The following is a 24,219-nucleotide window of genomic DNA, read 5'->3' on the forward strand; positions in this document are numbered from 1 at the left end:
CCGCGAGCTCACGGCGCGATTCCGGAGACAGCCGGTTTGAAGCCCAGTCGCACGTTCTCGCAGCATCCGGGGCGGCACACGTCGAACCACGGTCCGAGCTCCGTCACCGCGGGTCGAGCCGCCTTGGCCGTGCCGTTGACCCGCTCGAGCACGAGGTCGATGAGACCGGTGACGTAGGCGGGGTCGATGCCGGGGGTCGGCGTGCGCACGCCGTACAGGCCGTGCTCCTCGCAGCTCGTGAGAGCCTCGTTGTCGAGATCCCAGAGCACCTCCATGTGGTCGCTCACGAAGCCGAGGGGCACGATCACGACGGCGCGGATGCCCCGGGCGGGCAGCTCGGCGATGGCGTCGTTGATGTCGGGCTCGAGCCACGGCTGGGTGGGCGGGCCGGAGCGGGACTGGTAGACGAGCTGCCACGAGACGGAGGGCCCTTCCGACCCCGCGCCCGATCCGCCCGTGCCGCCACCGGCCGCCGCCATCATGACCACCTCGGCCACGGCCTGGTGCTGAGCCGCGTAGGCGCCGCCCGCTCCGAAACCGAGCGCCGGCGGGCCGGAGCGGTCCGCATCCGCCGTGGGGATGGAGTGCGTGGTGAAGAGCACCTCCACCTCGCGCGACAGGTCGATGCCCTCGAGACGAGCTTCGATGTCGGCGAGAGCATCGCGCACACCGTCGATGAAGGGGCGCACGAAGCCGGGGTGGTCGAAGAACTGGCGCACCTTGTCGATCGTGATGCGGTCGCCGAGACCCGTCTCGTCGAGCGCCATCGCGAAGTCCTCGCGGTACTGGCGGCAGCTGGAGTACGAGCTGTAGGCGCTCGTGGCGACGGCGATGAGGGAGCGGAAGCCCCGCTCGTCCGCCTCCACGAGGGCCTCGCGCAGGTAGGGATCCCAGTTGCGGTTGCCCCAGAGCACGGGGAGGTCGATGCCGCGGGCGGCGAGCTCGGCCTCGAGGGCCGCCTTCAGCGCGCGGTTCTGCGCGTTGATGGGGCTGATGCCGCCGTAGGCCCGGTAGTGGTGGGCCACCTCTTCGAGCCGCTCATCCGGGATGCCCCGACCGCGCGTGACGTTGCGGAGGAACGGGATGACGTCGTCCTGACCCTCCGGCCCGCCGAACGAGGCGAGCAGGATGGCGTCGTAGGCCGTGGGCTCCGAGACGTGCTCGGGGCCGTGCAGGGCCGCGGCACTCGCGTGCAGCACGCGGATGGTGCCGGATGATCCCTCGGTTGATTCCGCGGTCGATCCCTCGTCGCCCTGGACGGGCATGTTCTCGCTCACTGGAGCACCTCCACGATCTCGGCGACCTCGATGCGGCGCCCTGTGTAGAAGGGCACCTCCTCACGCACGTGCAGTCGTGCATCCGTCGCCCTCAGGTGCCGCATGAGGTCGACCAGGTTGAGCAGGTCGTCGTCTTCGAGCGCGAGGATCCACTCGTAGTCGCCGAGGGCGAACGACGCCACGGTGTTCGTGAGCACCGAGCGGTACTGCGAGCCCTGGCGGCCGTGCTCGGCGAGCATGCGACGGCGCTCCTCCTCGGGGAGGATGTACCACTCGTAGGAGCGCACGAACGGGTAGACGGTGAGCCAGGCGGCCGGCTCCTTGCCACGCATGAACGCGGGGAGGTGGTTCGACGAGAACTCGGCGTCGCGGTGCACGCCCATGGCGTTCCAGGTGGGGAGCAGGGTGACGAAGAGGCCCGTGCGGCGCAGCTGGCGGAGCGCCCACTGCAGGGTCTCGGGCACGCTGCCGTGCAGCCAGACCATGATGTCGGAGTCGGATCGGAGACCGGAGACGTCGTAGATGCCCCTCACCATCACGTCTTCGGCCTCGATCATGGCGATCGCGGCGTCGACCTCCTCGAGGGCGCCGGGCACGTCGTGGCCGTCGATCGCGAGCGGCTGCTCGGGGTTGCGGCGGAAGACCGCCCAGAGCGTGTAGCCCACCACGGGGACGGCCTCTGAGGCGTCGATGTCGCGCGCGGGGGTGGTGTCGGTTTCGGTTCGAGCGACTGTCGGGTCGTCAGTCATGATCCTCTTCGTTTCGGTGCTGTGCGGTGCTCTGCTGTGGTGCGTGATGCGGTGGTGCGAGTGCTACTTGGAGCTCGCTGAGCGGTAGCCCACCACTCCGGCGGTCACGACGAGCGCGGCGGCCCCCGCCACCACGGCGGCGAACGCCACGGGGTTGGCCGCCCTGAAGCGGTTGACGCTGCTCTTCAGCCGGTGGGCCGCGTGGCGGGCCTGCTTGGGAACGTTGAGCTTGAACTCGATGGCGTCGAGGGTGGCCCTCAGGTCGGCTCGGGTCTTCTCGATGTCGGCGTGGAGGTCGGCGCTGCTGCGCTTCTCGGGGGATGCTCCGTCACCGGGCTTCGAGACGGCGGTGCTGCCACTCATGACTGACCGAGCCCTTTCACGGTGTTGATGTCCTTCTTGATGCTCGTGAGCGCTTCCTCCGGCACAGGCGGCAGACCCTTCTTCACCGACGACATGCCGATGAGGGCCAGGATGCCGGCGAGCAGCAGCAGGGCGACGCCCACGATGAGCGCGGCGAGCCAGGCGGGCAGCGCGGTGGCGATGCCGAGCACCGCAGCGGCGATGAGTGTGGCCAGGGCGAAGAAGGCGAAGAGCGCGGCCGCCACGAAGAGGCCGATCCCGATGCCGAGCTTGGCCAGGCGGGCGGTCAGTTCGCGCTTGAGGTTCTCGAGCTCGTCCTTCAGCAGCTGGATGACGAGGGTGGGGAGCTCGGCGAACAGGCTGACGAGCGAGCGGCGAGCGCGCTTGTCGCGTTCTTCGGTCACGGGGTTGACTCCGGTTTCTGGATTACTCGCCCGAAGCGGACGACTCGGGCGCGGACGGGGTGGCGTCTGTGGACTCGGTGCCGCCCGGCTTGATGGGGGCCTTCGCTGCGGTGGCCTTGGCAGCCGCGGTCTTCGCCGCCGATGCCTTCGCCGTGGTGGCCGCGGTGCTCGAGCGGGTGACGGATGCCTTCGCTGCGGGTCGGCTGCTCGACTGCTTGGGGTCGGTCATGGGCTCGCGGCCGATGAGCGAGGCGAGGGCGGTGCGGGCCTTGCGGGAGAGCTGGGCCTTCGCCACATCCACCCTCGTGCCGGCGAACTCCTGCACCTTCTCGACACCCGCCTGCACGGTGGGAGTGGCCCAGACCTTCTCGGCACCTGCCTTGATCTGCTCGTACCTCTCCCGGCCGGCACGGGCACCCAGGACGTACCCTGTGGCCAGGCCGACGACGAACACGATCTTTCCGCGCATGTGATCTCCGATCGAGGACTTCAAGGTCTCCTTCAGCGTAGTCCTCTCCCCTTGAGGCCGCATGACGTCGATGCCCGGGCTCGGGCTCACTCCTCCCGCTCCGGCTCAGTCCTCTCGGTCGAGGCGCCGGGCGCCGCGCAGCTCGGCCGCGAGGCCGGAGGCGGTGGTGCGGGCGTGCTCGACGGTCGCGGCCAGGCCCGTGCCCGAGACCCAGGCGCCCACCACGTCGAGGCCGGGCACCTCGGCCACGGCGGCGAGGGCCTGGCGCACGCGGGCCTTGTGGCCCACGGTGGCGAAGGCGAGCGAGTCGTTCCAGGTCGTGACGGCGAAATCCACCACGTCGGACTCGGCGAGGGCCACCCCGAGCAGGGTGCTCGCGTCGCGCAGAGCGGTCGCGAGGTCGACGTGCGGCGCGCCTCCCTCGCCCTGTGCTGCCTTCGCACCCGCGCCTCCGACGGCGGGGGCCGGGCGGCGGCCGTAGGAGAGGCGCAGCACGTGCCGGTGCGCGGGAAGGCGCTCGGCGAGCCAGGCCCACTTGGCGCTCGAGTGGGTGAGCGCCTTGGCCGCGACCCCCGGGGTGCCGGCGGAGACGAGCACGCCGCTGCCCCGCGGGTGCGCGTCGAGGCGGGCGTCGTCGATCACGAGGGTGGCGAGGGTGACGGATGCCGGCTCCGGCCACTCCGCTGGCCCGGGAAGGGCTGCGGTGGCGCCGGCGGCGGCTGATCCGACCCCCGCCTGAGCCAGCAGCGCGAGCCCGGCCCGGAAGTCGGTGGCCACCACGACGGCCCGAGCACGCACCGTCTCGGGCGCCGGCGCATCCGCACCCGCATCGGCGGCGGCGGTCGGCTCGAGGTGCAGCGTGTAGGTCGCGTCGTCGTCGCCTCGTTCGAGGTGCGTCACGCGGGTCGACGTGCGGAAGGTCACCCCGTAGAAGCGGGCGTCGGCCTCGAGGGCCTCGACGAGGTGGTAGACGCCGCCCGCGATCCCCTGCACCTGCGACCCGGCCGGAGCCTGCTCGCGCAACGCCATCACGGCCCCGGAGAGCGAGCCCTGCGTGGTCATCGCCTGCGTGAGGCCGGGGGCGACGGTGCGCACGTCGACGACAGAGGGATCCGCACTGTGCACCCCGGCCACCACCGGCGTCACGAGGCGGTCGAGCACCTTCGCGCCCATGCGGCGGCGCACGATGTCGCCGAGGTCGTGCTCGGGGCGCACGCGGAGGAGGGGCATGAGGCGGTCGAGGTAGGCGCGCAGCGAACCGCCCCAGCCGATGATGCGGCGCACGTCGTCGGCCAGGGGAACGCCCGGGATGCCGAGCACTCCCGCGGCGGGCAGCGGAGCGGATCCGCCCTCCCACGCCACCCAGGCGCCGGCCGGTGCGGGGGTCACGATGTCGTCGCCGAGGCCGAGCTCGGTGGCGAGGGCGGCGACCGTGCCCTTGCGGGTGGCGAAGCTCTCGGCGCCGGAGTCGAGCTGCACCCCGCCGAGCTCGTGCCTGGCCACGAAGCCGCCGAGGGCCGCGCGCTGCTCCACCACGGTCACCGCGAGCCCGAGGTGCGCGAGCTGCCGCGCCATCACGAGCCCGGCGACCCCACCCCCGGCGACCACCACATCCACGTGGTCACCCGCCTGAATCACGGCATCAGCCCCGGGTGCGGGAGCCACGTCCGCAGAACCGACACCCATGGCGCCACCCGCAGAACCGGTTGCGCCCGTTTCGCCACTAGCGGCACCGGCTGCGCCCACTGCGCCCTTCCCCACCCCCGCGCCGGAACCACCTACGACGGCGGGATCACCGGCGGCGGCGTCCGGTACTTCCGGTGTGTCGGTCACGCCGCGTCCTGGTCGTGGTGGTCGGGGGTCTGCGCGTGCACGAGCTCCACGATGCGGGTGAGCACGGTGGGGTCGGTCTCGGGTGGCACGCCGTGGCCGAGGTTGAGCACGTGCGCTCGGGCGGCCCGTCCGCGCCGCAGCACGTCGAGCACGTGCGCCTCGAGCACGGGCCACGGTGCAGCGAGCAGTGCGGGGTCGATGTTGCCCTGCACGGTCACGCCGCCCCCGAGCCGCCGCGCCGCCTCGTCGAGCGGGATCCGCCAGTCGACCCCCACCGCGTCCACCCGCAGGCCCCCGCGCGAGCCGCCAGCGGCGCTGGCCGTGCCGGCACCCGATCCCGCCACTGCACCGCCACCCGCGCGCGCATCCGCATCCGCATCCGCGTCGGTGCCGGCATCCGTGCGGCCGACGTCGCGCATTTCGCGGAGCACCTCGCCGCTGCCTACGCCGAAGTGCACGACGGGCACCTCGAGGTCGCGGATCGCGTCGAGCGCTCGGGCGGAGTACGGCGCCACCCGGGAGACGTAGTCGGCCTTCGAGAGCGACCCCACCCAGGAGTCGAAGAGCTGCGCGGCGCTCGTGCCGGCGAGCACCTGGGCGCGCAGGAAGGCGCCGGTGACGTCGGCGGCCCAGGTGAGCAGGCCGTGCCAGGCCTCGGGGTCGGAGTACATGAGGGTGCGGGCGCGGATGTGGTCCTTGGAGGGGCCGCCCTCCACGAGGTACGCGGCGAGGGTGAAAGGAGCGCCGGCGAAACCGATGAGCGGGGTGCTGCCGAGTGCTGCGACCGTGAGCGCCACACCCTGCTCGATGGCGGAGAAGTCGGCGCCGGCGGGCGAGGGCAGCGCCTGCACATCGGCGAGCGTGCGCACCGGATGCGCGAGCACCGGACCGCGCCCCGGCTCGATCTCGACGTCGACGCCCGCGAGCTTGAGCGGGATGACGATGTCGCTGAAGAAGATGCCGGCGTCGACCCCGTGCCTGCGCACCGGCTGCAGCGTGATCTCGCTCGCCATGGCGGGGTCGAGGCACGAGTCGAGCATGCGGGTGCCCACGCGCAGCTCGCGGTACTCCGGCAGCGATCGACCGGCCTGGCGCATGAACCACACGGGGGTGCGGTCGCCGCGGGTGCCGCGGTAGGTGGTGACGAGGGCCGAGCCGCTCGTCCGGCCGTCTTCGAGGGGGTGGTTCGCGGGCAGAGTCACCGCCTCATCCTACGGAACGGCCGTGCACGCACCCTGGGCGCACGGGGCGCGCACGCACCCTGGGCCCACTGGGCACGCACGCACCCTGGGCCCACTGGGCCTCCACCCACCTCGCACGCACCCACCACCCCACCACCCACCCCGGTGAGTCGCGGCTAAGTGTCGTCATTCGCCCCCGATCGGCGACTTTGGCGACACTTAGCCGCGACTCACGGATCGCGGGGTGGGGGGCGCGTGCTTCGTGGGTGCACCGGGCGTGGGAGGCAGGCGCTCACCCCGCCACGCGTGGTAGACAGGGGGAAACGGGGAGGCGCTATGACCAGCGACAACAACGAGTACGACGACGATCTCGACATGACGCGCAGCCGCGCAGACCTCCCGAAGCCGCCGGTGGCGACCCCGCCGGCCGCCGGCCCCGAAGTGCCCCACGACGCCGCGACGCCCGAGGCCGCTACGCCCGACTCCGCGACGCCCGACTCCGCGTCGGCTGACGACGTGCCGTTCGACGGCGCGACGCCCGACAACGCGCCCCCGCCCCTCGTGACCCCCGACGACGTGCCCCGCAACGACGCGCCGCCCTCCGATCCCACCCCGTCCGACGCCACCCCGTCGGACGCGCCCCCTTACGACCTCACCGCGTCCGACGCCATCTCGTCCGACGTGCCCCCCTACGACCCCACCGCGTCCGACGCCATCCCGTCCGACGCGCCCCCATCCGACTCCACCCCGTTCGATGCGGCCCCGGCGGAGTCCACGCCGTTCGATGCGGCACCGGCTGACGCGAGCCCGGAAGGCGCTGCGGATGACGTGGCGCCCTGGGCGGCACCGTCAGACGACGCCGCTGCGAACGCGGATGGCTCGGCAACGGCAGTCGGTGGCCGTGACGCTCCCACCGAGGCAGTCTTCTCCGACGCGCCGGTCACCGACGGCGTCGAGCCCACGACCCCCTCCACCACCGCAGAGGACGTCGCCCACGACGCCTCCGCCACCACCCCGCTCACCGCTTCGGACGGCGCAGACCCCGATACCTCCGCAGACGCTCCGGCCACCGGTGACGTCACCCCGGATGCGCCCGGGGATGTCGCTTTGGCCGGCGGAGTGGCCACGGCCGCCGCTGCCGCCCACCCGGGCGACTCGGCACCGACGGAGCAGTACCCGGGTCAGCCCTCGCCCACCGAGCGCTTCCCCGAGCAGCCCACCCAGCAGTACCCCAGCCAGCCGCCCCAGGGCCAGTACCCGGGCCAGCCGAACCAGCCTGCGCCGACGCAGCAGTACCCCGGCCAGCCGGGCCAGAACGCACCCACCCAGCAGAACCCCGGCCAGCCCGGGCAGCCGGCGCCCACGCAGCAGTACCCGGGTCAGCCCGGGCAGAACGCTCCAACCCAGCAGTACCCCGGGCAGAACGCCCCCACCCAGCAGTACCCCGGGCAGCCCGGGCAGACCCCCCCCACTCAGCAGTACCCGGGACAGCCCGGGCAGAACGCGCCCACTCAGCAGTACCCCGGTCAGCCGGGCCAGAACGCGCCCACGCAGCAGTACCCCGGGCAGCCCGGGCAGAACGCCCCCACGCAGCAGTACCCGGGGCAGCAGGGACAGCCGGGGCAGCCGTACGGATCCGCTCCGCAGCAGCCCGGCCAGCCCGGCAGGCACCCCGGCTACCCGAAGCAGCAGCCCGGCGGCGCACCCGCCTACTCCGGAGCCCCCGCCTACCCGCAGCAGCAGCCCGGCCAGCAGGCCCGCCACCCCGGCTACCCGGTGAACCCCACCGGCCCAGGCGCGCCCGGCGGCAACAACCCCGGCGGCCCGGGCGGCCCCGGCGGCAACAACCCAGGTGGCCCCGGCGGCCCAGGCGGCCCCGGCGCCCCCGGCGGCCCCACCCCTCCCCGCAAGCGCGGCCTCAGCACCGGCGCCCTCATCGGCATCATCCTCGGCGCCCTGGCGATCGTCGTCATCATCGTGGTCATCATCGCCGCGGTGCTCATCAACGGCATCGCACGAGGCAGCAGCTCCGGAGAAGGCGGAACCGGAACGGGAACCGGAGAGGAAGGCACAGCCGGAGCCACCCCCGGCGAGGTCGTCACCGCCTACCTCACCGCCCTCGCCGACGCCGACGCGGAGACGGCCTCGAGCCTGCTCGCCGAGCTCCCCGACGATGACACCCTCCTCACCGACGATGTGCTCGCCAAGTCCAACGAGCTCGGCCCCATCACCGACATCGAGATCATCACCGAGTCCGAGACCACCGGATCCGCCGATGTGCTCGCCGGCTACTCCATCGGCGGCGTGCCCGTGCAGGTCGACTTCTCCGTGCTCGACTACGACGACGACGGCAGCTGGGAGATCGTCGGCGGCCTCGGCTACCTGCCCGTCAGCAAGTTCGCGGGCCTCGGCCTCACCGTCAACGGCCAGGCCGTGGAGGGCGAGGAGCTCGAGGTCTTCCCCGGCACCTACGCCCTGGGCACGACCCTGCCGAACTTCTCCATCTCGGGCGAGACCACGGTGACGGTCACGGATCCCTTCTCCTCCGCCGACCTGGCGGGCACCGAGCCGACGCTCTCCGAATCCGGGCTGCAGAGCTTCCGGGCCCTGGTGCGCGCCTCGGTGGAGCAGTGCATCGCCTCCACCACCCTCGCCGCCGGCTGCGGCCTCGAGATCCCCGGCACGCTCGACGACGGCACGGTGCTCACCGACGGCACGGTCAAGCGCACCCTCACCGCCGACACGAGCGCCACCCTGGACTCGCTCGAGGCCACGCTCAGCTACGACAACCCCACGCTCGCCCAGGGCGACTACATCGGTTCGATCGAGGTCGAGGCGACCTGCACCCAGGCCGGCCAGACCGGCACCTGCAGCCTCTTCCTCGGCCCGTCGCTCGGCAGCCCGTCGGTCGACATGAGCGTCGGCGGCTCCGAGGTCATCTGGGACTGACGGATGCCCGCCCGCTCGCGCCCCACAGGTGCGGGCGGGCGGATCCCCCTCCCCCGTCAGGGCACATGTTTAACGGGCGTACAATAATCAGGTGCTCATCTGCCTGACCGCGAACCACCGGAACGCGAGCTTCGATCTCCTCGAGAAGCTGTCGGTGGGTACCGCGGAGGTCGCCAAGCGCCTCGTGGCCGAGAGCGATTTCGTGCAGGGTGCCGTGGTGCTGGCCACCTGCAACCGCTTCGAGGCCTACCTCGACATCGACGAGCCGCTCACCGCCGGGGTCTCCCTCGCCGTCGAGCAGGCCGCCGAGGAGTTCAGCGGCGCATCCGGCACCGATGTCGACGAGCTGCGCGACAGCCTCACCGTGCTGTGCGGCGACACCGTGGCCGATCACCTGTTCTCCGTCTCCTCCGGCCTCGAGTCGGTGGTGGTGGGTGAGGACGAGATCGCCGGCCAGGTCAAGCGCGCCCTCAGCACCGCGCGCATCGAGGGCACCACCTCGTCGGACCTCGAGCGCCTCTTCCAGCGCGCCGCCCACACCTCCCGCGGCGTCAAGACCAAGACCGGGCTCGGTGGCGCCGGCCGTTCGCTCGCCCGCCTGGCCCTCGACCTCGCCGAGAGCCGCGTCACCGACTGGGCGCTCACCCGCGTGCTGCTCGTCGGCACGGGTCAGTACGCCAGGGTCACGCTCGCCAACCTGCGCGAGCGCGGGGTCACCGACATCCGCGTCTACTCGCCCTCCGGCCGCGCCGTGGTGTTCGCCGCCAAGCAGGGGCTCGAGCCCGTGGCCGCCGACGGCTACCTCGACGCCGTGGCCACCGCCGACGTCATCATCACGTGCTCCACCGCCGAGACCGTCGTGCTCGACGCCTCGCACCTCACGGCCGCCTCCGCGCTGCCCGGTGCGTTCGAGCGCCGGCTCGTGATCGACCTGGGGCTCCCCCGCAACGTCGATCCCTCCGTCTCGGGTCTGCACGGCGCCGAGCTGCTCGACCTCGAGACCATCAGCCTGCACGCGCCGCTCGACGAGCTCAATGCCGAATCGGATGCGCGAGCGCTCGTGGACCAGGCCGCCGCCGAGTACCGCGCCGGCAAGGCCGAGGCCGCCGTCACCCCCGCCGTGGTGTCGCTGCGAGCCCACCTCTTCGACCTGCTCGACGCCGAGATCGACCGCTCCCGCGGGCGGGCCGGCGCGTTCGGAGCCTCGCCTGACGTCACTCTCACCGCCGCCGAGGCCGCGGAGCAGACCGAGCGGGCGCTGCGGCATCTCGTGGGCGTCATCCTGCACTCGCCGTCGGTGCGCGCTCGCGAGCTCGCCCGCGACGGCCGGGCCGACGAGGTGTTCGCCGCGGTCGAGACCCTCTTCGGGCTCGGTTCGGAGGCCGCCCAGCGCTCGGCCCTGCAGACGGCCGCCGATGCCGCCGCCGCAGACGCCCCCGTGCCGCTCGACGACTACCGCCGCGCCGGCGCGTAGCGCGCACCGCTTCTCCTGCCGCCACCCGCTCCGCCCGCTCCCCCACTCCGACTTGGCACAGGATGCGTCGGGTCGGCGAGAATGGGCGCATTGCAGGTGGAGGGGATGCCGACGTGAGGGGCTTCGATGCGCGGTGACGATCTGAGACTGCCGCCGATCCAGGTGGCCGCTGTCGCGCTCATCCGCGACCGCCGCCTGCTCATGGTGACGGCCCGCGCCCGCGACGTGCACTACATGCCGGGCGGCAAGATCGATGCGGGCGAGACCGCCGCCCAGGCCGCCGTGCGCGAGGCGCGCGAGGAGATCGGCGTCGAGCTCGACCCCTCGAGCGTGGTGCCCTTGTTCACGGTGTCGACGCAGGCGCACGGCGAGCCGGAGGGTCGGCTCGTGCACATGCAGGTCTTCGCGGGGTCGACCCCGGATGCGCCGGGCGCCTCGGGCGAGATCGACGCCCTGCACTGGGTCACCTCGGCAGACTCCCACCGCTGCCCGCCCGCGGGCGCCGAGACGCTCCGCCGCCTCGTAGCCCTCCACCTCATCGACTGACGCGGACGCCCCACCGACCGCGGCCGGCCACCGCGGCTTGACCGTGGTGCACCGCGATTGGCCGACTGGCCACGTCTTGTGTCGAGTCGCGCGAAGTGTGAAGCGGGGCGCGGGTCGGCGGTCAGGCGGCGAGAGCCGCGACGGCCGCGCAGACCGCGTCGACGTCGGCGAGGTCGTTCCACACGTGGAAGGCCACCCGCACCCGCCCCGCGCGGGCCGACGCCGCGATGCCGGCCGCGGTGAGCGCCGCCATCGCCCGGCCGTCCGCATCCGGCCAGGTCGCGATCGCGCTCCCCACCGAGTCCACCCCGAGCCGCCTGCACAGCTCGTCGGCGAGCCCCACGCAGTGCTCGCGCACCGCGGCGAGGTCGGCCGAGGCGAAGAGCTCGATGGCGGGGGCCGTTCCGAGCCAGGCCTGCCACGCCGGCGACACGTCGAAGCGCCGTGCCCCCGCGGCGAGCCGCATGCCGGGGCCGTAGCACGAGCCCCACACGTCGTCACCCGCGTACCAGCCCGCCTGCACGGGCGTGAGCCGGGCCGCGAACTCCGGCCGCAGCGTGAGGAAGCTCGTGCCGCGCGGTGCGCACAGCCACTTGTAGGCGTGGCACACGGTGGCGTCGAACCGGGCGGCGTCGACGGGCATCCACCCGCAGGCCTGCGTGGTGTCGCAGAAGGTCGCGGCTCCGTGCTGCGCCGCCGCCGCGACGATCGCCTCGGCATCCGCCACCCGCCCCGTGGCCGATTGCACGAGCGAGAACGAGACGAGCGTGGTGGACGGGCGGATGGCGCCGGCCAGCTCGGCGAGCGGCACGCAGCGCACGGTGAGCCGCCCGAGCTGCTGCTGCACGAGGAACGGGAACACCATCGAGCTGAAGTCGCCCTCGACCGCGAGCACCTCGGAGCCCTCCGGCAGCGACGCGGCCACCATCGCCGCCTGCACCGACACCTGCGACCCCACCGCCACGTCGTCGACGGGCATCCCCACCAGGCGGGCGAACGCCGCCCGCGCCTCTTCGACGGCGACCCCGTACCGCGCGGGCTCTGGATGCCCACCCGCCCAGTCCCCGAGATCGGCGGCGAGCGCCGCGACCGTCTCCCGCGGTGGCACCCCGATCATGCACGCGGCGAGATACCCGGGCCGCACCCCGAAATGCCCCCGCAACTCCGCCACCGAACCTGGCCCCGCCGCCCCACTCGCCACGGCGGACGCGCCGGACGCGCCACCCGCCGGCCCCGCCGCGCCACTCGCCACGCCGAACGCGCCACCCGCCGACCCCGCCGCCGTACTCGCCACGCCGGACGCGCCGCCCTCCGGCCCCGCCAGCCCCGCCGCGCCCGTCGAAAGCCCCATCTCGGTTGCACTCATGACCCCATGGTCTCGCTCGCGGCATCCATTGGACAATGGCCAGTCGGCCATGGGCTTCATAACATCGCGTGATGCATCCGCTACGCTCCTGCCCATGACCCTCACCCCGCTGCCGAGCGCGTTCGACCTCGACTCGCAGACACTCCGCGCGCTGGCGGCCGTGGCCGAGTACGGCTCGATCACGCGAGCCGCCGCGGTGCTCGGCTCGAGCCAGCCCGCCCTGAGCCAGCAGATCAAGCGCACGGAGGCGCGGCTCGGCATGCCCCTGGTCACGCGCGTCGGGCGCGGCATCCGACTCACGGAGGCCGGGCTCGTGATCGCCCGCCACGCCGAGACCGTGCTGGCCGCGCTCGAGTCGGCCGCCGACGAGCTCGCCGACCTCTCGGGCCTGCGCACCGGCCGCGTGCGCCTCTCGGCGTTCCCGTCGGCGTCGTCGACGATCGTGCCGAGGCTCATCCGCGAGATGGGCGAGGGCCACCCCGGCGTGCACTTCACCTACCTCGAGGCCGAGCCGCCCGAGGCCATCGCCGCCGTGCGCGACGGGGCGAGTGACGTGGCCATCGCCTTCCGCCACCCCGCCGACCGCAACGACCCCTTCGCGGCCGGCGCCGAGGGCCTCGAAGTGCACGAGCTCGCCCGCGACGAACTCCTCGTGCTGGCCCCGTGCGGCCACCCGTCCCTCGCCGCAGCCAAGGCCGACGCCGCCCACGCAACCGCCCCCGCACCCGCAGCCGCGGGAAGTGCGGGAAGTGCAGGCCGCGCGGCAGGCGCCGGCGGCGTAGCAGGTGGGGGCGGTGCGGGTGCCGGCGGCGGGCGCCCACGCATCCACGCCCCCGCACCGCTACACGCCCCCATCCCGATCCCGGCCCCGATCGACCTGGCCGCCCTGCGCGACGAGAACTGGATCGCCGGTTGCCCCCGCTGCCGCGCCCACCTGCTCGACTCCTGCGCCCGCAGCGGCTTCGCGCCCGCCATCGCCTTCGAGACCGACAACTTCGTGGCGGTCATGAGCATGGTGGCGGAGGGTCTCGGCGTCGCCCTCCTGCCCGCGCTCACCATCACGGCCTCGCCACTGCCCGCCGGGGTGGCGGCCGCGCCCACCACGGGCGGCGACCACCGCCTCATCGTGGCGGTCACCCGCCCGGGCGCCGACCGCATGCCGGCGGTCGCCGAGACCCTCCGCATCCTCCGCCGCCTCACCGCCAGAACCCCCGCCTGACCCCAGCGGGCCCACCCCCGCATCCACCAGCCCCACTGCCCAACCCACCCCCCTGACCCTCGCGGGCCCATCCCGGCAGCCATCAGCCCCGCCGTTCCACCGCCCCACCGCGCGTCGCCCACCCACCGGCCGCCCCTCCGCCACGCGCAGGCCACACCCACCCCTCGCGCAGCGGCCCCAGGCGGCGCAGCGACCGCGGAGGCCCGGGATCTCGCGCATCGGGCGGCCCGGCGGTGGCGAAGCGCGGTGCTCACACGGCGGCAACGAGGGCGAAACAGTGTGCTCCTACGCTCGCACCATGGCCCGCCCCCGCATCGTGATCTTCTCCGGCCCCCGCGCCACCATCCAGAACAGCCCGGCGCTCCGCACGAGCCAGTCGGTGCGCCGCGCCCGCGGTCTCGCCGGCGCCGACGCGGCCGCCCCCGAGTCCCTCCGCGCCCAGCGCCTCGCGGCCCCCGTGACCGCCTACGTCGAGGCCTACTCCGCCCACCCGCTCGAGCACGACTCCGCCGAGCTCTACGGCCCGGTCGACGGCTGGCTGCACCCCGAGACCGGCGAGTTCCAGAAGGAGCAGATCGAGGGCGGCACCCCGGTCTACGCCGTCACCCTCGATCCCGCCGACGGCCCGCATCCGCTGCCCTACGCCGCCACGCAGGCGAACGGCGAGCCCTGGAACGGCCCCTTCGACGACAACGGCACCGCTCGCCAGCTCTTCTACCCGGATGCCTCGCGCATCGTCGCCGAGATCGACCGCTTCGGCCTGGACGGCTACGGCGGCAACAACCTCATGTCGAGCCTCGCCGACTTCGACTACGTGCGCGCGGCCCCCTCCGGCGGCTACACCAAGGGCCAGCCCGCCGCCGAGCGCACCGACACCCCCACCCCCGCCGGCCACCGCGGCGAGCCCGGCGACCTCGAACCGGAGGTGCTCGGCGAGCACTTCTTCCCCTACATGCCGATGCGCCAGGAGCCCGCCCTCCCCACCCTCGCGGCACTCACCAACATCGTCGCCGACACCCTCAAGGCCGGCGACTACGACGGCGCCATCTGGCTCGAGGGCAGCCCCACCACCGAGGAGACCGTCTACTGGTTCAACCTCCTCATCCCCACCACCCGCCCGCTCATCGGCAACTGCTCGCAGTACGGGCACGGCGTGTTCGGCAACGACGGCGACCAGAACCTCGTGCAGTCGGCCACCTACATCACCTCGAAGGTGTGGGCGGATGCCGAGGGCCACGACCGCGTGGGCGCCGTCATGATCCAGAACGGGCAGGTCTTCACCTCGCGCGAGGTGCAGAAGGCGGATGCGCGCCCCGGCGGCTACATCGCGTACGGCGGGCACGGCGGCATCGTGGGCAACACCGTGGAGGAGCCCGTGCTCTCGTTCGTGCCGGTCGCCCGGCACACGCACACCTCCGAGCTCACGCTCGACGCGCTGCCGACGGCCGTCACGGGCATCCACGGCGAGCCCGTCGAGACCCTCACCGAGGCCGGACACCTGCGCGCCGAGGCCATGCCCAAGGTCACGATCGCCCGTTACGTGAACTACGGCCAGGATGACTTCTCCGACTCCGCCGACAGCGAGGTCGAGATCCTGGCCCGCATCGAGAAGAACCTGCGCGACCACCCGCTCTCCGGCATCATCGCCGAGGGGTCAGCGCCCTACGGCGGCGTCTACGAGTCGATGCGCGCGGCACTCCTCCAGGCCGTCTTCCGAGGCATGCCCGTGGTGGCGGTGGGGCGGGGCGGCGGCGGCTACGCGTTCGGGCAGTCCACGATGGGCGGCCTGCTCATCCGCGGCAGCAACCTCTCGGCGCCGAAGGCGCGCATCCTGCTCATGGCGAGCCTGCTCAAGTTCGGGGCTCTGCCCGTGCCCGCCGATCCGGATGCGCCCACGCCCGACGAGCTCGACGCCATCCGCGCCAAGACGGCCGAATACCAGAGCGTCTTCGACACCCACTAGCCCCGAACCGCACCCCCGAACAAGGAGATCACCATGGTCAGCTACGGAGTCTTCCTCCCCGTGGGGAACAACGGCTGGATCCTCTCGAAGACGTCGCCGCAGTACGAGCCCACGTTCGCCCTGCAGCGCACCATCGTGGAGCGCGCCGAGCACCACGGCCTCGACTTCGCCCTCGCCATGCTCAAGTACCGCGGCTACGGCGGCGAGACCCAGCACTGGAACAGCACGATCGACCCGATGACGCTCATGGCGGCCCTCGCTCCCGTCACCGAACGCATCAAGCTCTACGCCACGGTCTCGCCGCTCAGCTACAACCCGATCGTGGTGGCCAAGATGGCCCAGCTCATCGACGAGATCTCGGGCGGCCGCTTCGGCATCAACCTCGTGGCGGGCTGGAACCGCAGTGAGTACGCCCAGATGGGCGCCTGGCGCGGCGACGACTACTACGGCTACCGCTACGACTACCTCACCGAGTTCACGCAGATCCTGCTCACCGCGTGGGAGACGGGCCGGGTCACGTTCCACGGCGAGTACTTCGACATCGAGGACTGCGAGGTGCTGCCCACCCCCGTGGGGCACATCGACCTCATCTCGGCGGGCTCCTCACCGCGCGGCCGCCGCTTCGTGGCCGAGTACGCCGACTACCACTTCGGTGCCGGCCAGGACGCGGCCGAGGTCGCCGCGTCGAACGCCCACCTGCGCAGCGAGAGCGAGAGCCTCGGCCGCACCCCCGGCTCGTTCGCCACCACCCTCCTCGTGATGGGCGACACGGATGCCGATGCGGCCCGCAAGGTCGAGCTCTACCAGCGGGGTGTCGACCGCGGCGCCGTGGAGGGCATGGTGCGCGAGTACTCCAACGACACCTCCACCGACGGCTCGAGCGCCGCCGTGGCCGCCAGCCACCGCGCCGACGTCTCGCCGTTCTACGGCGGCCGCGCCCTCGTGGGCTCGCCGCAGACCGTGGCCGACCACCTCAACGCCATCGCGGCCGTGCCGGGCACCGCCGGGGTCATGCTCACGTTCGACGACTTCGTGGAGGGAATCGAGCGCTTCGGCACCGAGGTCATGCCGCTGCTCGACCACCTGCCCGCTGCATCCCCCACGCCCGACGTCGCAGCGAAAGGCTGACCCGTGCCCTACCAGATGAGCCTCGCGCTCGACCTCTCGTTCTCGCACCACCAGGGCCGCTGGCGGCTCCCCGGCTCCTGGGCGGGCCGCGACTTCCCCGACCTGCGCATGTACCGCGAGCTGCTGCTGGCCGCCGAGCGCGGTTGCCTCGACATGGTGTTCTTCGGCGACGGCACGGGCATCCCCTCCACCTACGGCGCCTCGATCGACCCGGCCGTGGAGTGGGGCATCGGGTTCCCGCGGCAGGACATGAGCCCGTTCATCGCGGCGCTCGCTCAGGAGACGCAGCACATCGGGTTCGGGCTCACCTACTCGTCGACCTTCATGCACCCCTTCTACGTGTCGCGACTGCTCAACTCGCTCGACATCGTCACGAACGGGCGGATGGCGTTCAACGTCGTCACCTCCTCCCGCGGCGCCGACGCGGCCAACTACGGCTTCGAAGAGCTCATGGACCACGACGGGCGCTACCGGCGCATGGAGGAGTTCGTGGAGGTCTGCCAGGAGCTCTGGCGCAGCGTGGACCGCGACGCGTTCGTGTGGGATCGCGAGACCGGCATGGTCGCCGAGCCAGGCAGCATCAGGGCCATCGACCACCGCGGCGAGTTCTTCACCGTGGCCGGCCCGCTCAACACCGTGCCGAGCCCGCAGCAGGCGCCCGTGCTCATCCAAGCCGGCGGATCGCCCCGCGGCATCCGCGCCTCGGCCGGGTTCGCCGACGTGGTGTTCGGCGGCGCCTTCGCCGAGGCCGACAGGGTGCGGCACCGCACCCTGCTCGACGAGGAGCTGCTCGCCGCGGGTCGCGACCCCTCGCGAGTGGGCATCCTGTGGGACCTGCACCTCATCGTGGGCGACACCCCCGGGGATGCGCGGCGCCGCAAGGAGCAGCTCGCCGACCTGCTGCCCCCCGAGGCCTCGGCCGCGCAGTTCGCCCACAACACCGGTTACGACTTCGCCCAGCTGCCCGCCCGCTTCACGCTCGCCGAGCTGCAGGCCGAGGTGATCGCCAAGCAGGCGAGTCCGATGGGCTTCCGCGACCTCGTGAACGAGCACGGCGCCGACACCGAGCTCTCGCGCGAGGAGTTCTTCGACTCGCTGTGGAAGGTCGCGACGGGCTACGAGCACACCGTGGCGGGGAGCGCCGCCGAGGTGGCCGACTACCTCGAGGAGTCGTACGAGGCCACGGGCAGCCGGGGCGGATTCATGATCGCCCATCCGCAGGTCACCCCGCGCGACCTCATCGATGTGGTGGGGCTGCTCGTGCCCGAGCTGCAGCGGCGCGGGCGTTTCCGCACCCGCTACGACGGCACCACGCTGCGCGACACCCTCGGAGTACCCGCCTTCGCGTGAGAGAGTCGAGCTGCCATGACCATGCCCCCGCGCCGCCGCAGCTTCACCACCGACAAGATCCTCGACTTAGGTCAGCACCGTCGGCAGGATGAGGCGCGGCGCCTGCGCGACCTCGTCTCGGCGTTCGTGCTCGCCACCGCCGTGGGCGGCGAGCGCCTGCCGAGCGACGAGGAGATCGCGCGCGAGTTCTCGTGCACCCGCAACACGGCGAGGATCGCGCTGCAGATGCTCGTGCAGGAGAACACGATCGGCCGCACGGCCGGCCAGGGCACCCACGCGCTCGAGCGGCCCATGACGTGGCGCACCGATCGCCTGCTCGACCAGCTCAAGATCTCGCCCGCGCCCGTCGACCACGACTACGTGCTCATCGGCTGGCGCGAGACCACCACCATCCCCTCCACCATGGCGGCGCTCTTCGACGAGGCGGCCACGCGGATGGTGGTCTTCGAGCGCGTCATCTTCTACAAGGGCCGGCCGGGATCGCTGCGCACCTACTACCTGCCGCTCCGCGCCTCGGACGAGTTCACCCGCGACGACGCCGACCTCGACATCTTCGGCATCCTCGAGGACCGCTTCGGGCACCGGCCCTTGGCGGCCACCCGCCAGATCAGCGCGATCTCGGCGGAGCTGTCGGCGGCCGAGCTGCTGTCGGTGGAGGTGGGCACGCCGCTGCTGTTCATCGAGACGACCGTGCGGGCGGCGTCGGGGGCGGTGGTGATGGTCTATCACGGCCGGCAGCGCTCCGATCAGGTGCGCATCGCTCTGGAGGCTTCTCGCGCCGACCTCTGAGGGCGGGTGCGGCGCGGCGCCGCGCCGGCCGTCCTCAGGCGAAGAGGGCGTGCAGGCCCGTCGCTATCGCGTAGATCCCGACTCCGGCGAGCGCCCCCACCACGGTGCCGTTGATGCGGATGAACTGCAGGTCGCGGCCGACCTGCAGCTCGATCTTCTCGGTGGTCTCGCGGGCATCCCAGCGCTTCACCGTGTCGCTGATCACCGAGGCGAGATCGTGACGGTACTTCTGCACCGCGTAGCCCGCCGCGTCGGCGATCCACGCGTCGATCTTGGCCGCGAGAGTGCGGTCGGTCGAGAGGCGCACACCGACGTCGACCAGAGCGGCCGTCGCCGACGACCGCAGTTCGCTCGCGGGGTCGGCCAGCGACTCGGCGAGGCTCGACTTCACGGCCTCCCACACCTGTCCGGCGAACGAGCGCAGCCGAGGACTCTCGAGGAAGTCGGTCTTGATCTGCTCCACCCGTTCGGCCATAGCGGGGTCGTGCTCGAGCCGATCGGTGAGGTCGGCCAGGTAGCCGTCGATCGACATCCGCAGCGGATGCTCGGGATCCTCCCGCACCGCCTGCAGCAGGCCCACGAGCTCCCGGTGGGCGCGGTTGTCGGCGAGATCGCCGACGAATCCGGGAACCCAGCGCGGCATGCGGGTGGAGACGATCTCGCCGAGCGCATCCGGATGCTCGATGAGCCAGGCCTCCGCCGCGTCGACGAGGGCATCGACGACCGGGCGCTGCTGGTCGGCGGCCACGAGCTCCGACCCCACCCGCCCGATGGCGGTCGCCCACTCCTGGGCGAACAGGTACTCGCGGGCGAGCCGCTCGATGAGGCTCTCGACGTCGCCGTCGCTCAGGAAGCGCAGCAGCCCCTGCGCCATCACGGCGCCCTCGGCGCTCGCCCGCTCCGCGTTCACCGGATCGGAGAGCCACTCCCCCAGCCGGTCGGCCACGCTGAAGGTGGCGAGCTTGCTGCGCACGACCTCGTCGGAGAGGAAGTTCTCCTCCACGAACTCCCCGAGGCTCACCCCGATCTCGTCCTTGCGCGTGGGGATGATCGCCGTGTGCGGGATGCGCAGGCCGAGCGGATGCTTGAACAGTGCGGTCACCGCGAACCAGTCGGCGAGCGCGCCCACCATCGCGCCCTCGGCGGCAGCCCGCACGTAGCCCAGCCACGGGTACTGATCCTGGAGCGCGAAGGCGACCGCGAACACGACCGCCGCGACCACCAGAAGAGACGTCGCGATCGTCTTCATGCGCCGCAGGGCAGCCCGCCGCTCGAGGTCGGCCTCACCCAGCAGAGTGTCGCGCGTGGTGCTCGTGCTCATCGTGTTCCTCCCGGACGCCGCACTCCCCACCGTAGGTCACCTGCGGTGCCACGCGAGGCGGTCAGGCCTGAGCGATGGTGAGCGTGCCGAAGTTCTGGGTGATGAGGTTCTTGGCGAGGTAGAGCGGCTTGCCGTCGAGCAGCACGTTGTGGGTCAGCACGAGCACCGGCGCGGTCGCCTCGAGCCCGATGGTGCGACCTCGCTCGGCTCCGGCGCGACCCACGGACACGTCGTAGATCGCGGGCCCGACGGAGGAGCCCAGCACGTGCAGCACCGCGGCGAGGAGGCTGCGCCCTTCCTGGGCCAGCTCGGGCAGGCGCGCAGCGAGCTCAGGGCTCCGCTCGGCCAGCACCGATCCGGCGGGCAGCACCTCGAGCATCTGCGCCACGGGTTCGCCGTCACGCCGCAGAACGTTCTCCTGCACGAGGGCCTCGGCCCCCGGTTCGAGCTGCAGCCCGCGGCTGATGAAGTCGCTCGTGGGCTGCAGCTCGTGCAGGGTGCGCAGCACGTCGATCGCAGCGTCGCCCGTCGCGGCGATCGCCTCGAGGGGGCGCAGCTGCTCCAGACCGACCTGCGGCAGGGCCTCGGCGACGAAACGTCCGATGCCGCGCCTGGTGCGGATGAGCCCGTCCTCCTCGAGCAGCATGAGGGCCTCGCGCACGACGGTGCGACTCACCCGCAGCGCCACTCCGAGATCGGCCTCGTTCGGCAGCAGGGAGCCCAGCTCCACCCGGCCGCTCCGGATGGCGTCGGCCAGCGACGAGTACACAGCCACGCGCAGCGGCTGCCCGGTGGGCACCACGAGAGGGTCCAGACGCAGGGTGGTGACCGCAACTGCCATGGGGCTCTCCTTGTCGGATGACGACGGGTGCCGAGCATCCGGAGACCATTGACGTCCGACCGGATGTATAACATCATACTCACTCAGGACAGGGAGGCACCATGACAACCACGGCCGTCGACAAGAACTCCGTGGGACTCGGCGAACGCCAGTACCACATCGGCATCGCGCCGGGCGAGGTCTCGACCGTCGCCCTGCTGCCGGGAGATCCGTTCCGGGTACCGATGATCGCCGAGTTCCTCACCGACGTGAAGACGGTCGCGCACCAGCGTGAGCATCTGACGATGACCGGGCTCTACAAGGGCCGTCTCATCACCGCCACCTCCACCGGCATGGGCTGCCCGTCGACGGCGATCGCGGCCGAGGAGCTCATCCGGGTGGGTGTGACCTCGCTCATCCGCGTCGGGTCGTCGGCCGGGCTGCAGACCGGCATCCGACCGGGCGACCTCCTGGTGAGCGAAGGCACCCTGCGCAACGACGGCACCACAGCGGCCTACGCCCACCCGGGCTATCCGGCCGTGCCCGATCTCCGGATCGCCACGAGCCTGGCCGAGACGGCCCGTGAACTCACAGCAGGCACGGACACGACGGTGCACTCCGGTCTGAACGTGAGCGACGACGCCTTCTACGCCGAGACCCCTGAATGGATCGCCGAGCTGAACGGGCTGGGCATCCTGAACGTCGAGATGGAGAGCTCGGCCCTGTTCGTCGTGGCGAGGCTGCGCGGCGTGCGAGCCGGCATGATCTGCGCGGCCTCGAGCAACCTGCACGACGGCACGAGCCTGTACGACGGCGTGAAGGAGGCCCTCGCGGCGGGCTGGATGACCAGCATCGAGGCCGCCCTCGAGACCGCGGTGAGGCTGGAGCTGTGAGGGGCGGCAGCGGCTCGGGACACGAAATACGCCTGACACATTGGACGTATAACATCCAACTTCATACACGGCTGCCTACTTCTGGAGACGAGAACCGATGACCCCCGCCCCGCTCTACCTCGATTGCGACACGGGGATCGACGATGCCCTCGCCCTCGGCTGGCTGATGGCCTCTCCCGAGGTCTCGGTGGTGGGTGTCGGCACGGTCAGCGGCAACGTCTCGGCGGTGCAGGGTGCCCGCAACACGCTCGACGTGCTGGCCCTGGCCGGCCGGTCGTGGCCGGTGGCCGTGGGCGCCGCCGGCCCCCTCGACGGTGGCTTCACCCGCGAGGGCTTCGACGGAGGGGCCACCCACGTGCACGGCGACCACGGCCTCGGCACCTTCGTGGCCCCGGCGAGCGCCGGCACACCGATCGACCTCGACGCGCCCGACCTGCTGATCGAGCTCGCACGTCGGCACGCAGGCGCGCTCCGCATCCTCGCCATCGGTCCGTTGACGAACATCGCGGAGGCGCTGCGGCGTGAGCCGGGACTGCCAGGCCTCGTGGCCGAGGTCACGATCATGGGCGGGGCCGCACTCGTGCCCGGCAACATCTCCCCGGTCACCGAGGCCAACATCGGCAACGACCCCGAGGCGGCGCAGGCGGTGCTGTCGGCCGACTGGCCGATCACGCTCGTGCCCCTCGACGTGACGCTCGCCCACCCGCTCGAGGAGTCGGGTCGGGAGCGACTGCTCGAGTCGGGGCGCCCCCTGGCCACCGCGCTCGGCGAGATGCTCGACTTCTACTTCGACTTCAACGCCGGTTTCTACGGCGAGCGGCGCTCCGCCCTGCACGACCCGCTGGCGGCCGCGATCGCCACCGGCACCGTGAGGCCGACCGTGGCCCCGCTCGTGCACGTCGAGGTCGACACCACCGACGGCCCCGGCCGCGGACAGACCATCTGCGATCTGCGCGGCCGCTTCCTCGGGCATCCCGACCAACCGGGTGCGCATGTGCGGGTGGTGCTCGAACTCGGCGCCGACTTCGCGCCGCTTCTCCTCGACCGACTGCTCGAGGTGTGAGGCCGCCGTGCTGATCAACCTGCACTCCCATCTCGAAGGCCGGCTGCGACCTTCCACTGCCGCCGAGCTCGCTCCGGCAGCCGGCGTCGCCGAGCCGGCCGGCGGATGGGCGGACGCCCTGCAGCTCGAGGCCCCCGCCGACCTCACGGTGTACCTCTCCAAGGTGGCATCGAGCTATCCTTTCTTCGCCCGGCGCGAGACGCTCGCCCGCATCGCCCGCGAGGCCGTCGAAGACGCCGCGGCCGACGGTGGCGACTACCTCGAACTGCGCTTCGGTCCGGCCACCCACCGGTCGTCCGCGCTCCCGATGGACGAGGTGGTGGCCGCCGTCTGCGAGGGTGTGGCCGAGGGCAGCGCGTCGTCCGGGATGCCCGCCGGTGTCGTGGTGGCCACCCTGCGGCACCACTCCCCCGAGCTCAACCGCGAGGTCGCCCGGAGCGCTGCGCGCTTCGCCGGGCGGGGGGTGGTGGGTCTCGACCTGGCGGGTGACGAGCTCCTGTACCCCGATCTCGCGCCGCACACCGAGGCGTTCGACATCGCCAGGGCCGCGGGGCTCGGGCTCACCTGCCACGCCGCGGAATCGGCGCCCGGCCGTGCGGCGCGGTCGGCCGTGGAACTGCTCGGCGTGAGCCGCATCGGGCACGGCGCCCACCTCGCCACCGACCCGGATGCCCTGGCGTGGATCGTCGACGCGGGCATCACGATCGAGATCTGCCCCACCTCGAACTGGTACACCGGCGCGATCGCGGCCGTGACCGACCACCCCGCGCCGACCTTCGCACGGGCGGGCGCCGCACTCGCCCTGGGCGACGACAACCCCGTGCAGACCCGTTCGCCGCTCTCCGCTGAGCGGGCCCTGCTCGGCTCGACGCTCGGTTTCGACCGTGCCGAGCTGCAGCGCCTCGACCGGGCGAGTGTGGCGGCGGCGTTCGTCGACGACTCCGTGCGTCAGCGCCTGCAGACAGCCGTCGACCGCGAATACGCGGACTCCCCCTGACCCGCATCATCCCCCGGCATCACCCGAACCACTCGCGTCACCCGCACCACCCAGCACCACTCGCG

Annotated in this window: 21 protein-coding genes; 11 read left to right on the plus strand and 10 right to left on the minus strand. The window is 72.4% G+C overall.

Features of this window, described 5'->3' with window-relative positions:
* Window positions 1–8: 8 nt before the first annotated feature.
* From ACEXQC_RS08100 to ACEXQC_RS08130, 7 genes are all read right to left on the minus strand, one after another.
* Window positions 9–1,199, minus strand: a complete 1,191-nt coding sequence (locus ACEXQC_RS08100; RefSeq protein ID WP_374822007.1) for a ferrochelatase — start codon at window positions 1,197–1,199, stop codon at window positions 9–11.
* 74 nt (window positions 1,200–1,273) lie between these two features.
* The gene (gene hemQ / locus ACEXQC_RS08105) at window positions 1,274–2,026 is read right to left on the minus strand and encodes a hydrogen peroxide-dependent heme synthase (RefSeq protein WP_374820287.1); all 753 of its coding nucleotides are present in this window, start codon (window positions 2,024–2,026) and stop codon (window positions 1,274–1,276) included.
* Between the two features lie 63 nt (window positions 2,027–2,089).
* Window positions 2,090–2,389 (minus strand): DUF3618 domain-containing protein, encoded by a 300-nt coding sequence (locus ACEXQC_RS08110; protein ID WP_374820289.1) that lies wholly within the window; start codon window positions 2,387–2,389, stop codon window positions 2,090–2,092.
* A complete protein-coding gene (locus ACEXQC_RS08115) occupies window positions 2,386–2,793 on the minus strand; it encodes a phage holin family protein (protein WP_374820291.1) in 408 nt (135 codons plus the stop codon). Before ACEXQC_RS08115 ends, ACEXQC_RS08110 begins: the two co-directional genes overlap by 4 nt.
* 22 nt (window positions 2,794–2,815) lie before the next feature.
* Window positions 2,816–3,262 (minus strand): YtxH domain-containing protein, encoded by a 447-nt coding sequence (locus ACEXQC_RS08120; RefSeq protein ID WP_374820293.1) that lies wholly within the window; start codon window positions 3,260–3,262, stop codon window positions 2,816–2,818.
* A 105-nt stretch (window positions 3,263–3,367) separates the two neighbouring features.
* A complete protein-coding gene (locus tag ACEXQC_RS08125) occupies window positions 3,368–4,948 on the minus strand; it encodes a protoporphyrinogen/coproporphyrinogen oxidase (RefSeq protein ID WP_374820295.1) in 1,581 nt (526 codons plus the stop codon).
* A gap of 143 nt (window positions 4,949–5,091) precedes the next feature.
* Window positions 5,092–6,297, minus strand: coding sequence for a uroporphyrinogen decarboxylase (locus ACEXQC_RS08130; RefSeq protein WP_374820297.1), 1,206 nt, complete (start codon window positions 6,295–6,297; stop codon window positions 5,092–5,094).
* Between the two features lie 315 nt (window positions 6,298–6,612).
* Here ACEXQC_RS08130 and ACEXQC_RS08135 point away from each other — a divergent pair, with 315 nt between their 5' ends.
* From ACEXQC_RS08135 to ACEXQC_RS08145, 3 genes are all read left to right on the plus strand, one after another.
* Window positions 6,613–9,225 (plus strand): polyadenylate binding domain-containing protein, encoded by a 2,613-nt coding sequence (locus tag ACEXQC_RS08135; RefSeq protein WP_374820299.1) that lies wholly within the window; start codon window positions 6,613–6,615, stop codon window positions 9,223–9,225.
* A 91-nt stretch (window positions 9,226–9,316) separates the two neighbouring features.
* Entirely contained in the window at window positions 9,317–10,699 is a 1,383-nt protein-coding gene (locus ACEXQC_RS08140; protein WP_374820301.1) for a glutamyl-tRNA reductase, read from the plus strand.
* A 126-nt stretch (window positions 10,700–10,825) separates the two neighbouring features.
* Window positions 10,826–11,245, plus strand: a complete 420-nt coding sequence (locus ACEXQC_RS08145; RefSeq protein ID WP_374820303.1) for an NUDIX hydrolase — start codon at window positions 10,826–10,828, stop codon at window positions 11,243–11,245.
* Between the two features lie 121 nt (window positions 11,246–11,366).
* Here the strand turns inward: ACEXQC_RS08145 and ACEXQC_RS08150 are convergent, their stop codons facing one another.
* Entirely contained in the window at window positions 11,367–12,611 is a 1,245-nt protein-coding gene (locus tag ACEXQC_RS08150; protein ID WP_374820305.1) for an aminotransferase class V-fold PLP-dependent enzyme, read from the minus strand.
* 94 nt (window positions 12,612–12,705) lie between these two features.
* On the opposite strand from ACEXQC_RS08150, the gene ACEXQC_RS08155 reads away from it, so the two are divergent.
* The 5 genes from ACEXQC_RS08155 (at window position 12,706) to ACEXQC_RS08175 (ending at window position 19,060) form a co-directional block, all read left to right on the plus strand.
* Window positions 12,706–13,830, plus strand: coding sequence for a LysR family transcriptional regulator (locus tag ACEXQC_RS08155; RefSeq protein WP_374820307.1), 1,125 nt, complete (start codon window positions 12,706–12,708; stop codon window positions 13,828–13,830).
* 298 nt (window positions 13,831–14,128) lie between these two features.
* Window positions 14,129–15,793 (plus strand): asparaginase domain-containing protein, encoded by a 1,665-nt coding sequence (locus tag ACEXQC_RS08160; RefSeq protein WP_374820309.1) that lies wholly within the window; start codon window positions 14,129–14,131, stop codon window positions 15,791–15,793.
* A gap of 33 nt (window positions 15,794–15,826) precedes the next feature.
* A complete protein-coding gene (locus ACEXQC_RS08165; protein WP_374820311.1) occupies window positions 15,827–16,921 on the plus strand; it encodes an LLM class flavin-dependent oxidoreductase in 1,095 nt (364 codons plus the stop codon).
* Between the two features lie 3 nt (window positions 16,922–16,924).
* Window positions 16,925–18,271, plus strand: a complete 1,347-nt coding sequence (locus ACEXQC_RS08170) for an NtaA/DmoA family FMN-dependent monooxygenase (RefSeq protein ID WP_374820313.1) — start codon at window positions 16,925–16,927, stop codon at window positions 18,269–18,271.
* A gap of 15 nt (window positions 18,272–18,286) precedes the next feature.
* Complete coding sequence (locus ACEXQC_RS08175) at window positions 18,287–19,060, plus strand: GntR family transcriptional regulator (RefSeq protein WP_374820315.1); 774 nt, start codon at window positions 18,287–18,289, stop codon at window positions 19,058–19,060.
* Window positions 19,061–19,094: 34 nt separating this feature from the next.
* Here the strand turns inward: ACEXQC_RS08175 and ACEXQC_RS08180 are convergent, their stop codons facing one another.
* Both ACEXQC_RS08180 and ACEXQC_RS08185 read right to left on the minus strand, forming a co-directional pair.
* Complete coding sequence (locus ACEXQC_RS08180; RefSeq protein WP_374820317.1) at window positions 19,095–20,381, minus strand: DUF445 domain-containing protein; 1,287 nt, start codon at window positions 20,379–20,381, stop codon at window positions 19,095–19,097.
* Between the two features lie 61 nt (window positions 20,382–20,442).
* The gene (locus ACEXQC_RS08185) at window positions 20,443–21,222 is read right to left on the minus strand and encodes a GntR family transcriptional regulator (protein WP_374820319.1); all 780 of its coding nucleotides are present in this window, start codon (window positions 21,220–21,222) and stop codon (window positions 20,443–20,445) included.
* A gap of 101 nt (window positions 21,223–21,323) precedes the next feature.
* Here ACEXQC_RS08185 and ACEXQC_RS08190 point away from each other — a divergent pair, with 101 nt between their 5' ends.
* The 3 genes from ACEXQC_RS08190 to add all read left to right on the plus strand — a co-directional run bounded on the left by ACEXQC_RS08190 (window position 21,324) and on the right by add (window position 24,154).
* Window positions 21,324–22,094, plus strand: a complete 771-nt coding sequence (locus ACEXQC_RS08190; protein WP_374820321.1) for a nucleoside phosphorylase — start codon at window positions 21,324–21,326, stop codon at window positions 22,092–22,094.
* A gap of 97 nt (window positions 22,095–22,191) precedes the next feature.
* Complete coding sequence (locus ACEXQC_RS08195) at window positions 22,192–23,157, plus strand: nucleoside hydrolase (protein ID WP_374820323.1); 966 nt, start codon at window positions 22,192–22,194, stop codon at window positions 23,155–23,157.
* Window positions 23,158–23,164: 7 nt separating this feature from the next.
* Window positions 23,165–24,154 (plus strand): adenosine deaminase, encoded by a 990-nt coding sequence (add, locus tag ACEXQC_RS08200; protein WP_374820325.1) that lies wholly within the window; start codon window positions 23,165–23,167, stop codon window positions 24,152–24,154.
* Window positions 24,155–24,219 lie beyond the last annotated feature (65 nt).

Source organism: Herbiconiux liukaitaii (assembly GCF_041927495.1).
Classification (GTDB): domain Bacteria; phylum Actinomycetota; class Actinomycetes; order Actinomycetales; family Microbacteriaceae; genus Herbiconiux; species Herbiconiux liukaitaii.